14 protein-coding genes are annotated in these 12,898 nt (G+C 52.9%); 12 read left to right on the forward strand and 2 right to left on the reverse strand.

Annotated features, from left to right (window positions below):
- The first annotated feature begins 176 nt into the window (after nt 1-176).
- The 10 genes from lepA to ORD20_RS11855 all read left to right on the forward strand — a co-directional run bounded on the left by lepA (nt 177) and on the right by ORD20_RS11855 (nt 9,506).
- The gene (gene lepA, locus ORD20_RS11810; RefSeq protein WP_103374490.1) at nt 177-1,973 is read left to right on the forward strand and encodes a translation elongation factor 4; all 1,797 of its coding nucleotides are present in this window, start codon (nt 177-179) and stop codon (nt 1,971-1,973) included.
- Nucleotides 1,970-3,139 (forward strand): radical SAM family heme chaperone HemW, encoded by a 1,170-nt coding sequence (hemW, locus tag ORD20_RS11815; protein WP_103374489.1) that lies wholly within the window; start codon nt 1,970-1,972, stop codon nt 3,137-3,139. The genes lepA and hemW overlap by 4 nt, the downstream gene beginning before the upstream one ends.
- An 88-nt stretch (nt 3,140-3,227) precedes the next feature.
- Complete coding sequence (gene hrcA / locus ORD20_RS11820; RefSeq protein WP_103374488.1) at nt 3,228-4,244, forward strand: heat-inducible transcriptional repressor HrcA; 1,017 nt, start codon at nt 3,228-3,230, stop codon at nt 4,242-4,244.
- A gap of 74 nt (nt 4,245-4,318) precedes the next feature.
- Nucleotides 4,319-4,900 carry a nucleotide exchange factor GrpE gene (gene grpE, locus ORD20_RS11825; protein ID WP_103374487.1) on the forward strand — a complete coding sequence of 194 codons (582 nt, stop codon included), beginning with the start codon at nt 4,319-4,321 and terminating at the stop codon, nt 4,898-4,900.
- Nucleotides 4,901-4,948: 48 nt separating this feature from the next.
- Complete coding sequence (locus ORD20_RS11830) at nt 4,949-5,908, forward strand: DnaJ C-terminal domain-containing protein (protein ID WP_430626203.1); 960 nt, start codon at nt 4,949-4,951, stop codon at nt 5,906-5,908.
- The gene (locus ORD20_RS11835) at nt 5,892-6,797 is read left to right on the forward strand and encodes a 50S ribosomal protein L11 methyltransferase (protein WP_103374485.1); all 906 of its coding nucleotides are present in this window, start codon (nt 5,892-5,894) and stop codon (nt 6,795-6,797) included. Before ORD20_RS11830 ends, ORD20_RS11835 begins: the two co-directional genes overlap by 17 nt.
- Nucleotides 6,794-7,522 carry an RsmE family RNA methyltransferase gene (locus tag ORD20_RS11840; RefSeq protein ID WP_103374484.1) on the forward strand — a complete coding sequence of 243 codons (729 nt, stop codon included), beginning with the start codon at nt 6,794-6,796 and terminating at the stop codon, nt 7,520-7,522. Before ORD20_RS11835 ends, ORD20_RS11840 begins: the two co-directional genes overlap by 4 nt.
- Nucleotides 7,523-7,833: 311 nt before the next feature.
- Complete coding sequence (rpsU, locus tag ORD20_RS11845; RefSeq protein WP_103374483.1) at nt 7,834-8,010, forward strand: 30S ribosomal protein S21; 177 nt, start codon at nt 7,834-7,836, stop codon at nt 8,008-8,010.
- 25 nt (nt 8,011-8,035) lie between these two features.
- Nucleotides 8,036-8,485: a GatB/YqeY domain-containing protein gene (locus ORD20_RS11850; protein WP_103374482.1), complete on the forward strand. Its 450-nt coding sequence runs from the start codon at nt 8,036-8,038 to the stop codon at nt 8,483-8,485.
- Between the two features lie 58 nt (nt 8,486-8,543).
- On the forward strand, nt 8,544-9,506 hold the full coding sequence (locus tag ORD20_RS11855) for a hypothetical protein (protein WP_103374481.1): 963 nt from the start codon (nt 8,544-8,546) through the stop codon (nt 9,504-9,506).
- 2 nt (nt 9,507-9,508) lie between these two features.
- On the opposite strand, the gene ORD20_RS11860 is transcribed toward ORD20_RS11855, so the two are convergent.
- Nucleotides 9,509-10,195, reverse strand: coding sequence for a hypothetical protein (locus tag ORD20_RS11860; RefSeq protein WP_103374480.1), 687 nt, complete (start codon nt 10,193-10,195; stop codon nt 9,509-9,511).
- Nucleotides 10,195-11,037 (reverse strand): hypothetical protein, encoded by an 843-nt coding sequence (locus ORD20_RS11865; protein ID WP_103374479.1) that lies wholly within the window; start codon nt 11,035-11,037, stop codon nt 10,195-10,197. The genes ORD20_RS11860 and ORD20_RS11865 overlap by 1 nt, the downstream gene beginning before the upstream one ends.
- A gap of 358 nt (nt 11,038-11,395) precedes the next feature.
- On the opposite strand from ORD20_RS11865, the gene ORD20_RS11870 reads away from it, so the two are divergent.
- Both ORD20_RS11870 and ORD20_RS11875 read left to right on the forward strand, forming a co-directional pair.
- Nucleotides 11,396-11,677, forward strand: a complete 282-nt coding sequence (locus ORD20_RS11870; protein ID WP_103374478.1) for a YabP/YqfC family sporulation protein — start codon at nt 11,396-11,398, stop codon at nt 11,675-11,677.
- Nucleotides 11,674-12,873: a sporulation protein YqfD gene (locus ORD20_RS11875; RefSeq protein ID WP_158246159.1), complete on the forward strand. Its 1,200-nt coding sequence runs from the start codon at nt 11,674-11,676 to the stop codon at nt 12,871-12,873. Before ORD20_RS11870 ends, ORD20_RS11875 begins: the two co-directional genes overlap by 4 nt.
- Nucleotides 12,874-12,898 lie beyond the last annotated feature (25 nt).

Consider the following 12,898-nt stretch of genomic DNA (forward strand, 5'->3'; position numbering starts at 1 on the left):
CGTAAAATGGCCAGACCATGAGGTCCGGGGGGTGTGGTGACAAAGAACTACATCAAAGGGTTAAGACCTCCAAAGCCCCCAAGGGGCATTGTTTCGGTAAGGGCTCGCGTCGCTTTTCATGCACCACGGAAATCGTTAAGATAATAAGGATACGGACCAAACGGTGGAGGGCTAGTGTGAAACAGTCGGATATCCGCAACTTCTCGATTATTGCTCATATAGATCACGGTAAAAGTACGTTGGCAGACCGGCTTATTGAGACCACCGGCGCGTTGACGAAAAGAGAAATGGCGCCGCAAGTTCTGGACTCCATGGATCTCGAACGGGAGCGTGGCATTACGATTAAGGCGCAGGCCGTTCGTCTGGACTATCAGAGTCAAGGACATCTCTATGAGCTGAACCTCATCGATACGCCGGGCCATGTGGACTTTACTTATGAGGTGTCGCGGGCGTTACAGGCTTGCGAGGGGGCTCTTTTAGTGATTGATGCCGCCCAAGGCGTTGAGGCTCAGACGCTGGCCAACTTATATTTGGCGTTGGAGCATGATTTAACGGTGATTCCTGTCATTAACAAAATTGATTTGCCGAATGCCGATCCGGACCGGGTCCGCGAGGAACTGATAGAAATTGGCTTAGATGGAACCGAAGCGATTTTAGTATCCGCTAAGCAAGGGATCGGCATTGCCGAAGCGCTTGATGCGATTGTTGAACGGATTGCCCCTCCCCGAGGCGACAGCCAGGGGCCGCTTAGGGCTTTGATTTTTGATTCTCGCTTTGACAGTTACAAAGGGGTGTTGGTCTATATCCGCGTGGTCGACGGCGCGTTGAAGGTGGGCGACCGGGTGCGGTTCATGGCTAATGGTGCGGAATTTGATGTGACCGAGATTGGAGTATTTCGGCCACATCCGGTGGCCGTATCGGAATTGCAAACGGGAGAGGTGGGATTTTTTGCCGCCGCCATTAAAACCGTTCAAGACACGCGCGTTGGGGATACCGTGACGTTGGCCGCCAATCCGGCGAAAGAATCATTGCCGGGCTACCGTCCTGCGCAGCCGATGGTGTTTTCGGGCCTTTATCCCGTCGATACCAATGAATACGGCCGTCTGCGTGAGGCGTTGGAAAAATTGCAGCTCAATGACGCAGCCTTGACGTTTGAGCCAGAGACCTCGGCAGCCTTAGGGTTCGGTTTTCGCGCGGGATTTTTGGGGTTACTTCATTTGGATGTCATTCAAGAGCGGCTCGAGCGTGAATACAACATTTCTTTGATTACAACTGCACCTAACGTCGTATATCAGGTCCAACTGGTGAATGGCGAGCAGATTCGTGTGGACAATCCGGCTTTAATGCCGGTCGCTGGCGACATTGTAGAGATTCAAGAACCGGTCGTAACGGCGAGCATCATTACACCAAGCGATTATATTGGGGCCGTCATGGAATTGGCCCAAGAGCGGCGCGGAGTCTATAAAGATCTTTCATACATCGACAGCCAACGTGCCATGCTGACATATCAACTGCCCTTGGCGGAGATTATGTATGATTTCTTTGACCAGCTGAAAAGCCGTACCCGTGGGTATGCCTCCTTCGATTATCAGTGGAGCGGATATGTTCCAGCCGACTTGGTGCGTTTGGACATTTTAATTAATGGCGAAGTCGTCGATGCGTTCTCGATCATTGTGCATCGCGATAAGGCATATCATCGGGGACGGGCTTTAGTGGAAAAATTACGGGATTTGATTCCCCGGCAGCTTTTTGAAGTGCCGTTGCAGGCGTCTATTGGTGGGCGCGTCATTGCTCGCGAAACGGTCCGTGCGATGCGCAAGGATGTCTTGGCTAAATGCTACGGTGGGGATATTAGCCGGAAGCGCAAACTGTTGGAAAAACAAAAAGAGGGTAAAAAGCGGATGAAATCGGTGGGAAGTGTCGATATTCCCCAAGAAGCCTTTATGGCCATCTTGCGGGTGGAAGACAAGTGACGGATCCGGCCATCAACCACTGGGGCCTTTATGTGCATATTCCTTTCTGTCAATCCCGTTGCACGTATTGTGATTTTAACACCGTTACAGGGATGGGCGAACAAGATCATGCCGTATATATGAAGGCCTTGATGCGAGAGTGGGAACGCATCCAAGACGTTCCAAGTGGCCCCTTAGTCTCGATTTTCTTTGGTGGAGGCACGCCGTCTTTAGTGAGTCCTGACCACATTGGAGAGCTGTTGCACGAGGTGTTGACAAGCCCTCTTACGGTATCCTCTGACCTCGAGGTTACCATGGAGGCTAATCCTGGAACGGTGGACAAAAAGCGTCTTGAGGCCTACCGGAACGCGGGCGTGAATCGACTATCCTTAGGAGTTCAGGCGTTGCAGGATCATCATTTGAAGCGCTTGAATCGCATTCACTCGGCAAAGGATGCTCGCGATGCGGTATCTGCGGCCCGTGCCGCGGGCTTTTCCAATATCAGTCTGGACTTGATTTATGGATTGCCCCAACAGACCATGGCGGAGTGGCACGAGACTTTGGACGCCGCATGCCAATTGGAACCGGATCACATTTCCATGTACCAGCTTCAAATTGAGGAAGGGACGCCCTTGGCGACGCAACTAAAAAAGGGACAGGTGACGTTACCACTGTCCGACACGACAGCCGACATGGCCGATTATGGTCGCGATTTTATGGAACGGGCCGGGCTTGAACGCTATGAAATTTCCAATTATGCCCGAAATGGCCGGTGGTCGCGTCATAACCGGCTCTATTGGACCATGAACCCCTACTTGGCGTTGGGGGCAGGGGCGCACGGATACTGGCACGGACGGCGTTGGTGGAACGTGCGCGGGGTTAGGCGCTATATCGAAGCATCTTTAGCCGGCGAGTCTGTTGAAGCAGGAGCGGAGCCGTTAGCACGGCCCGAAGAGATGCGAGAATACGTCTGGTTAGGGTTGCGGGAGTGCCAAGGATTTTCGCGATCGCGCTTTGTGCGCCGTTTTGGCGTCGTGCCGGAAGCACTCTTTGGGCGTACACTGGGGCGGCTTCTTCAGCAAGGCCTCATCGAGCGTGATGGAGACCGGATTCGGTTGTCAGCGCGGGGATTTGACGTGGCCAACTACGTATTTCGAGAATTTGTCGAGGAGACGGCAAGTGCTTGACAGTGATTGTAGACGCACGCTATTTTAGCTAGTAGGATACGTTAGCACTCGTGTGGTTAGAGTGCTAATTCGGGTGGGAGGTGACAACATGGATGCGAGAAAACGCAGCATTTTGCAGGTGCTGACCGAGGACTATATTCTCTCAGCAGAACCTGTGGGCTCGAGGACACTGGCACGCAAATATAATCTGGGAATTAGTCCTGCGACGATTCGTAATGAAATGGCGGATTTGGAGGACTGGGGCTTTCTTGAACAGCCGCATACGTCAGCGGGACGTGTGCCGTCTGATAAAGGATATCGTTTTTATGTGGATGAGTTGATGGCGCGGCCTGCGATTGGCCACGATTTGCTAGAACGCATTCGGGCAACCTATCAATCGCGCATTCGCGAATTGGAATGGTTTGTGCATCAGACGGCGCGGCTTGTCAGTGATATTACAGGCTATCCTTCGATTGTGCTGGCACCATCTTGGGAACTCGGCATTTTTTCAGCGCTGCGTTTTGTCCGTCTGGGCCCGGACCAGGCGCTCCTTATCATGCGTACGGAAGATGGGTTGACGCAAAACCGTACGGTCTCCATTCCATCTGAACTCAGTTTAGCACAATTAAATGAACTGGCCCTGGAATTTTCCCGAGAATTTTCGGGCATGGCGATACGGGACTTGCAGAATTATATTCTAGACCCGTTGTCGACGAGCCTTAAGCAACATTGGTCTTTGTGGAAGTCGGCTTTAGGTTGGCTAGCCCGCGATGGTAGCGACGAGGAACGCATGACCCTGGCGGGCCCCTTAAACATCTTAAATTACCCGGAATTTAATGACATCGAGAAGGTTCGTCGGGTTCTGGGATTTTTAGAGCAAGATAAGGCTGTCGAGCAAATGGCCCAAACTCATCCCATGACGGGCGGGGTAACCGTGCTGATCGGCACGGAGACATCGGTTGCAGACATCCAAGACTGCAGTGTTGTGACGGCCACCTACCAAATGGGAGAACGAATCGTCGGGCAGGTGATGGTGGTCGGGCCGCGGCGTATGCAGTATGCTTATGTGATGACCGTGTTAGAGGTCGTATCGGACGAATTGTCCCAAGCCTTGCGGTGGGCGTGACAGCGAAAAGCGCGTATGAGGCGACATCGGTTGGGTGTAGCATAAGGTAGAATGTGAGAAGGAGAGGATTATCGATGGCTGACGAACGTGAGATATCCCAGGAAGAGCCGGAAACCGTGGAATCTCAGGAGATGGAGCAAGAGACTGCGGATTCTCAAGAGCCTCAGGAGGATGCAACGAATTGGCAGCAAGTGGCCCAAGATCGCTACGATCAATTAGTGCGGCTTCAGGCCGATTTTGATAATTTTCGGCGGCGGATGGATCGAGAGCGAGAGGAACTAAGGGGATTTGTCACGGGTGCAATTTTGAAAGATTTTCTACCCGTTTACGATAACTTAGAGCGGGCACTCAAGTATATGCCGGAAGAAGGCGAAGCAAAAGCTTGGCGAGCAGGGTTAGAAATGACCCTAAAGGGATTTAATGAAGTGTTCACTCGGTTTGGTGTCACCCCCATTGAAACCGTTGGGTTGCCTTTTGATCCCCGGGTTCATGAGGCGGTCCAGCAGGTGGACAGTGCCGAGCCTGAGGGAACAATCGTTGAAGAGTTGCTCAAAGGGTTCCAATGGCGGGAGCAGGTCCTCCGGGCTAGTTTGGTTAAAGTGTCGACAGGGCAAGGCGCTTCGGTCAGCACAGAAGAAGAAGCATTACCGGAGTAACGGGATAGCGATGTCAGGGACTGGCATTACGAGGAGGGATATCAAGTAATGGCGAAACGTGACCCCGAGAAGCGCGCCCGTTACGATCAGTTCGGTGCGGATGGGCCGCAAGCGGGGAATCCGTTTGGGGGCCAAGACTTCGGCTTTGGTGGCTTTGGAGACATTTTTGATATATTTTTTGGGCAGGGTGGCGGTCAAGGGCGCCGGGGAGGTCCGGAAAAAGGTCCTGACTTGCGCTATGATCTGACGTTGACTTTAGAAGAGGTGTTGGCGGGTTCTTCTAAAGACATTAAAGTGACGCGTGACGAAGTGTGTCCTCACTGTCATGGCAACCAAGCCGAGCCGGGTACCCGTTTAGAAATGTGTTCGACGTGTCATGGCAGTGGGCAGGTTGAACGCATTCGGGAAAGCTTTTTGGGCCGCATTCGTCAGGTGGAAACCTGTCCAAAATGTCACGGGTCCGGACGGATTATTCCTGTTCCATGTAAAGAATGCCATGGTCGAGGGCAAGTACGCGTCGACAAAAGTTTGAGTGTAACGGTACCCCCAGGGGTTGATGAAGGCACTCGATTGCGAGTGGCGGGTGAAGGAGGCGCCGGACAACACGGAGGCCCATCTGGCGACTTAATTGTGTTTATCCACATCAAACCGCACGAACGTTTCACACGAGACGGGGATGACTTGTGGGTGGAGCAGCCAATCACGTTCGCTCAGGCGGCCTTAGGAGCTGAAATTAAAGTGGCCACCTTGGATGGGGAGGAAACGCTTCATATTCCGGCAGGGACTCAGACGGGGTCCGTGTTCAAGCTGAGTCGGCATGGGTTGCCGCGGATTGGCAGCAGCACCATTCACGGCTCATTGAATGTGCGTGTAAAGGTTGTGGTTCCCACCTCGCTGACCGCGAAAGAGCGGGAGATTCTTCACATGTGGGCGGAAATGCGAAAAGAAGAGGTTGCCCATGAGGACAAGAGTATTTTCCGCAAGGTGAAAGATGCCCTGGGCCGGTAATTCCATTCAGCCCCTCAATTATATGGCCGTGACATGCACTGTGCCTGCTGAGGCGGTTGAGGAGACGGTTCAGATCTTCTTGTCATGGACTGGAGCAGGGGTCGAGTGGGACGATGGCTCGCCAGCCCAAGCGCCCTACACGGATATTCCTTTGGCGCCTGGTGAGCCGTTTGTCCGCGCTTATTTTCCTTTGGATGCCAGCTGGCCCTCTAACCAAGCTCGCATTGCGGCCGAAGCGCGCAGCAAGGGCTGGGAGGTGTCCTACCGGGAAATTTTGACGGAAGACTGGGAAAATAGCTGGAAGCAATACTACCAGCCGATCTCCTTACCCGAAGGGTACCAGATCGTTCCCGCTTGGAGTGACGCTGTAACCGACGATTCTCGCCATCAGATTGTTTTAGATCCGGCGATGGCCTTTGGTACGGGCGATCATCCTACCACCTTAATGTGCTTAGAGCAAATCATCCGAGTCGCACCTGTGGGGCAGCGTGTTTTGGATTTGGGGGCGGGGTCGGGAATTTTAGCGATTTTAGCTGCACGCATGGGCGCTAAGCGCGTCGTGGCCGTTGAACCGGATCCCGTGGCATTCCGTGCCCTGAAAGAGAACGTGGACCGCAACGCAGTCGCGGCGACCTTAATTTTGGGGACCTTAGCGGATGTACCACACCGCGAGGTCTTTGATCTTGCTTTGCTCAACTTAATTGCCGACATCATTATTCCCGAATGGCCGCATTTGGTTCCCTATTTGGCACAGGGGGCCCAAAGCATCTTGTCTGGTATTTTAAGCGAGCGCACTGATGAGGTGGCCCAGGTCGTAAGGCAATCCGGGTTTCAAGTCCAATCGGTGCAGCATCGTCAAGGGTGGGCGATGATGGTGGTGAGGCGATGATTCGCATCGTTGTAGAACCTTCGCAGATTCAAGGGCACGAATGCATGCTGACACCACCGCAGCAACACTATTTATTTCGGGTGATGCGCGTAAGACCAGGACAATTGGTGGAAGCGTTGGTCAGTGGAGCCCGGTTATATGAGTGTAAGGTGGAGCCAGACTCACAGACCTTGACCATTCAGAACGTGGACGAGGTGCACGTGCCTATTGCCATTACCTTAGCTCAGGCGCTGATCAAACGCGATCTTTTTGCCCAAATTGTTGAAAAGGGCACCGAAGCAGGCATTTCTCGGTTCATCCCGGTGGTGTCAGAACGAAGCATTGTGCGCGACGTCTCACCTGCAAAACAGCAACGATGGCAAATTATTGCCCAGGAAGCGACGGAACAGTCTCGGCAAACACGAGTTCCCCAGATTGAACCCGTCACGTCGTTTAAAGCACTGCCTACCATGCCCGGGCATGTCAAATGCGTTTTACATCCTGAAGGGCCGAACATTCTGGAGTGGCTACTGGAGGAGCGTCCTCACGGCTCCGAGTGGATGTTGGTGGCTGGGCCCGAGGGGGGTCTTTCCGACTCCGAAGTGGCGATGTTGCAAGAGGCACAATACGTTGCGGTATCGTTAGGCCCTTTCATTTACCGGGCAGAGAACGCGGGCGTGATAGCTGCTGGGATTTTGACAGCGTGGGCGTCCTCACGGCTTTCCTCGGTTGGTGACCTTTTCTAGGATTCTTGCCCGATCTTTCGGCCATGCTATAGGCAGGAGGTCGAGATGATGGGCAAAGTTGTGGAGTTAAAGTTTTGTGATATCTGTCATAAACCAGTGGTGAAACGGGAGGCGACCTCCATGTCCACCGGCTTTTTGGAGAGCACCCTCTGCAAAGAGTGCTTATCAAAGTATGGGCACTTGTACCGTCCATGGTAAGGTAGGATTTCAGACAAAAGACATAGCAATCAGGGTTTGACACACTTTTCCCTCGACACATATAATAAAGAGAAGCGTACCCCGACCCGTTCGGGTGGAGGGGAGGGAGAACTATGTCAGAGGTAAAAGTCGGTAAAAACGAAAGCTTGGACAGCGCACTACGGCGGTTTAAGAGACAGATCCAAAAGGCGGGCGTCCTTGCGGAAGCGCGTAAACACGAGCATTATGAGAAGCCGAGTGTCCGTCGCAAGAAGAAATCCGAAGCCGCGCGCAAAAAGCGTGCGAAATAATTATGGTTTTTAAGGGGGTTCTCCCTTGACTCTCCGAGAGCGGCTGAATGATGACTTGAAGACGGCGATGCGGGCAAAAGATAGTGTGCGTCTGTCTGTGATTCGTGCCGTAAAGGCGGGAATTTTGGCTCAAGAAACGCGCAGTGAACGCATTACCCTGGATGACGATGGCATCTTGCAGGTCATTGTGAAAGAAATTAAAGAGCGCAAAGAGGCCAACGAAGAGTTTCAGCGCGCAGGCCGCAGTGATTTAGTGGAGAAAAATGAGAAAGATATTGCTATTCTCAGTGAGTATCTGCCAACACCATTGACAGAAACGGCGCTGACTGAACTGATTGTCGCAGCGATTCAAGAGACCGGAGCCCAAGGCCCCAAAGATATGGGAAAGGTCATGAATTTGATCAATCCTAAAATTCGTGGTCGGGCCGATGGTCGGCATGTTGCGGAGTTAGTTAAAGCGCAACTACAGGTTTAAGATGCGTAAAGGCTGGGCTTTTAGACCCTTTTGGATCAGGTTGTCCAAAAGGGTCTTTTTGTTGTTTTTAACTCTCGTATTAGCAGGATGTGGTCCACTCTCCTATCCGCCCCATTTGGCGGTCGCATTTGCTAAGAATATAGGTCATAACCGTGAGGATTTGTGGGTGGGCCAATTTAGCGCGCAAGGTCATTTGCGCGGCCCGCTGTGGAATTTGGGAGCCCTGGGGTTAGTTGCCCAAGAAGAAATTATGACGGCCCATGGTGGTACCTTGTGGGTGACGACCGGCTATGCGATTTGGGCTATGACACCGGGCCGCCAACCCCATGTCGCAGTCCGTGCGCCCAAAGGGATGACGCTGTTAGCCGTTTCGTATCTTGGAGGTCACCTATGGGTTGTAGCGGAGCGACTTAACGCCTTGCATGTTCGCATTTATGAATGGAACCACGGCCTGAGGTTACGCACGAGAACGCCTCTAGCGATTACCACGTTGGTACCAGCACCGGGCGGCACTGTTGCGGTGTTAAGTGCCGACCCCAATCATGCTACGATTACTCGCATAGGTGCTCACGTTCTCCAACATTGGACGGTTGATAGTCCGCCGCAAGGAACGTTGGCCTTTGGCCAAGCTCGCGGTTATCTTCCAGTCACGTCGGGATTGCGGGGGTTTGATATGGTAACGATCCCGGCGAACCGTGGTAGGATTTTTAAACGATACCCCTATCCTAGTGTATGGCGTGCGGTGATTGCCGTGATGCCCACTAATCCGCCTTATGGGTTGACGGTTAAAGGCATTGTGCCACTGAGAGCGGGACAAGCCCAGTGGAAGAATCAAAAGCCATGGCCGCATCCCTTGCAAGCGACTATGACGACGGATGGTACTGGGCCTGGATGGGCTCTGATTGTGGATGGGCCAAGTCAAGGCTTCTGGTTTAATGCACAAAAGGACCAATTTGGGCCGGCTTTTGTGGTTCAAGCCCCGGCAGGGGCCTTTGCTAGGGCTGTAACACCCTGGCCCTAAAATTAAAGGTAACCGGGGTAGACGGGCAACGACGTCATGTTCGATGAGGGTACTGGGGGCAAGAAGGCATGTTGCGGCAGAGCCATTACAGGTAAAGCCTTGTGAGGCCCAAAATCATGAAGCATAATAGGCCTTTGCAGTGCGGTGGCGATATCCACCAGTTGAGAGAGTTCCTGATCCGGAATATGAAGTAATTGTAAGCGATCGTCGGCCGCCAACAAATATGCGGCAAGGTCCCATCCGATCGAAGGCTGGTCTAGCCATAAGGAGGCGTGCGGGTACAAAGAGGCGAGACGCAAGATGGCATGGCTGGCCGCCATGGCTCCGACTCCCGGCTTGCGGTACACGATCCAACGGCACCCAGGCATGGCGGTACAGCTCGCAAGGTCGATTAAGGCAGGAGATCTGTCAGGGTTATTTGCGGGGATTTCTAACATAATGTCCATCTCAGGGTCTTCTAGTTTGCCCACTAACACACTGGCATTTGGCATGCGCCATGGTCCTTGAATGGGGGCCGCGGTATATGTCCATGAGGGACAGTCGAAGTCTTGAGGAAGCGGACTGCGGGTAAGGACATGACCGTAGCCATTATGGCTGCGGACAAAGACAGAAATTTGGCGCAATGTGAAAGGCGTCACTGCGCTATGACTAACGTCGAGAACAGGAACCCATGATAAGGGACGAGCCATTAACCAATCTCCTTTGCGGTGATATAGACATGATTTACACCATGATGATGCAAAAGCGTAAGGGCATCCTCGGATAATAGGGTGCGGTTCATCACAATGTCCACATGTGGCCACTGCGTTCTAATGGCTTGGACTACCGCCAATAATTCGAGAAGGTGAGGAGGATCCCAATAGGCCATTGGGGAACTTGCCGTTCGCAAGGGTTTGATTTCAATCACGGACAAATCCCGAATCGCTTGCAAGGCGTGGAGATGGGATTGTATGAGCTCAGGGGTTATGCCGTGAAAGACAAGTAGCATAGCACGTGACTGCAAACCAGACTCCATGGCCAATTGTTGAATGCTCAGCCACTCGGCCGATCGCAGACGATGGGCCGCGACCGTTTCCCGCCATTCATCGACTAAGAGCTCTCCACCCCCAGGGCCTAGACTCGTAGCACCTGCCCACCGCAATTCATCGAGCATATCGCGCAAGGGGATTTTTTCCACGCGGTGAAAATGCATGAGTTCAACCGCAGAAAAGGCCTGAATCGGAGCCCGACTTTGCGAAGAGATGTGACGGACTAATTGTACAAAGTAACTCCATGGCTCCCATACGGTGAGCCCCCCACGCACTTTAATGAGATCATAAGAGGCGGCGGATACGGCTTGTTGGACGTGATCGGGGCTAATGGCGGGACTCGCTGTATGATGTCCGACCAAGGGGGCATACTGGCTGAAATCACAAAAAGCACATTGCATCCAGCATTGCCGTGTGGTCGTGATGCGAAGCACTCGGACCATATTCAGCGGTCTTGCTGGAGGCAAAAGGGGTTCCACTACGTAGCGAAGCAAAGCATCCACTATAATACATCCTGCCTTCCTAAACATGTGTAAACATGTTCAAATTCCTGAGTGTGCACTCAGCACATCGTCCTGCTGAGAAGCAGGATATAACCCTAGCCGGGCAAGGAACCAGGCTAAAATATTTCGAGCGGAATTTTTGTCGCGATCCATCACGAGCCCGCACTGGTCCGGTTCCACAACGGCATGTCCTGGCGATAGCCACACCCTGAGCAGTCTTTGGAGGTATAGCGTTCACTGATGAGAGCTATATTCGCCACGGGGACGTACGGTTCCTGCAAACTTCGCTTCTAATTCTTTCATGGCTGCTCATATCTAGGCATAGCATGAATGAGAGAAGGGACAAGGAGGACACCGTATGAAAAAGGGGCGTGCCATGACACGAATAGCCCAGATGCTGGAAATCCCCCCTGAAGTTTTAGTCAATGTTTCCCGCATCGAGGTGGTCGGGCATCTTCAATTCCGCGTCGAAAATCACCGTGGTCTCGAAAAATATGCTCCAGATCAAGTGATTCTGCGCTTGGCGGACGGCCGTCTTATTGTCCAGGGTCAGGATATGGTGATTGGCTGGATAGACCGCGGCGAAGTATTAGTTACGGGCCATGTGCGTTCGTTAGTGTTTCAGGAGGGCCGGCCGTGATTGATTTCTTGTACCGTCTAGTATTTGGTTGGATTGAAATTACCTTGACAGGTCGCAATCCGGAAGAAGCCATTAGCCGTCTCGTTTTGGCCGGGCCTAGACTATGGAATGTACGGCAAACAGACAAAGGATACACATTTACTGTAAGTCTGCAAGGCATTGTGTGGTTGCGAAAGTCCGTTCGGGGCTATCATTGCCGCGTTCGTTTTGGGCGCCGAGGGGGACTGCCATTTAAGGTGCAAGCGCTCAAGCACCGTCCTTTTCTCGGAGTAGGTGCATTGACGGCGCTATTTCTCATCGTGTTTGCGACCAGCCGTATTTGGGTGATTGACGCGCCGGGCGCTAATATCAGTCATGAGGCTCAAGAACAGCTCGTGGCCGCAGCGGAGCAAGCAGGGGTACACATTGGCATGTTGCGTTCACGCATGAATCTCAATGCCGAACGCCAAAGGATGCAAAGAAGGCTTCCCCAATATGCGTGGATTGGCTTGTCGGTGCACGGGATGTTGGTGACGATTCATGTGATTCCCTTGGTCAATCGTCCCCCGGATGCACTGCCATCCAAATTGGTTGCGGCGCGAGATGGCGTGGTGACCTCCGTGTTGGTCTTTATCGGAGATCCGGAAGTGGTAGCGGGGGAGCGCGTGCACAAAGGACAAACATTAATCAGTGGAGCGGTCAGTGCCCAGATTCCGGTGCAGCCGCCAGATGCCAAGCAGCCGATTACGGATGCCGTGAAAACGCCGGCAAAGGGCGACGTGTTTGCGGATGTGCGTTATGCCGCCACTTGGTGGCAGCCGTTTCGTTTTTGGGCCTTAAAGCCTACGGGTCGACGGTTTGAGCAAGATTTTCTAAAATTAGCGGATGGTGAGCCAATTTTGCTCAAAGGATATGGAGCGGTACCATTTCGCTATTATTGGCGCCAGAAAATTGTCCAGCCGCTGCAATGGCGAAAGGTGACCCTTCCGGTTGAAGAGGTTAAAATCGTATATAATGAGTTGCAAAGGCGTCACCAGCTGTTATCGCGCAAACAAGCATTGGCGCGTGCTGTCGCAGAGGTGACGCAGCGCTTGCAGCATGAAGCGCACGGGGGAACCCGTGTGCGGGAGCAGCGCATCGTACACTGGACCAAGCAGGGAGTTTCGGTTCATTTGATTTGGACAGTCAATCAAAATATTGCAGTGCCGCCAGCTTAACAGCGGAACGCAAAGGGGGACGCCA

The organism is Sulfobacillus thermotolerans (genome assembly GCF_039623705.1).
GTDB classification, from domain to species: Bacteria; Bacillota; Sulfobacillia; order Sulfobacillales; family Sulfobacillaceae; genus Sulfobacillus; species Sulfobacillus thermotolerans.

Excerpts from the sequence above, each read along its gene's own strand:
- hrcA (WP_103374488.1), top strand. The coding sequence starts at position 3,228 with ATGGATGCGAGAAAACGCAGCATTTTGCAGGTGCTGACCGAGGACTAT.
- grpE (WP_103374487.1), top strand. The coding sequence starts at position 4,319 with ATGGCTGACGAACGTGAGATATCCCAGGAAGAGCCGGAAACCGTGGAA.
- ORD20_RS11830 (WP_430626203.1), top strand. The coding sequence starts at position 4,949 with ATGGCGAAACGTGACCCCGAGAAGCGCGCCCGTTACGATCAGTTCGGT.
- ORD20_RS11835 (WP_103374485.1), top strand. The coding sequence starts at position 5,892 with ATGCCCTGGGCCGGTAATTCCATTCAGCCCCTCAATTATATGGCCGTG.
- ORD20_RS11840 (WP_103374484.1), top strand. The coding sequence starts at position 6,794 with ATGATTCGCATCGTTGTAGAACCTTCGCAGATTCAAGGGCACGAATGC.
- rpsU (WP_103374483.1), top strand. The coding sequence starts at position 7,834 with ATGTCAGAGGTAAAAGTCGGTAAAAACGAAAGCTTGGACAGCGCACTA.
- ORD20_RS11860 (WP_103374480.1), bottom strand. The coding sequence starts at position 10,195 with ATGGCTCGTCCCTTATCATGGGTTCCTGTTCTCGACGTTAGTCATAGC.
- ORD20_RS11870 (WP_103374478.1), top strand. The coding sequence starts at position 11,396 with ATGAAAAAGGGGCGTGCCATGACACGAATAGCCCAGATGCTGGAAATC.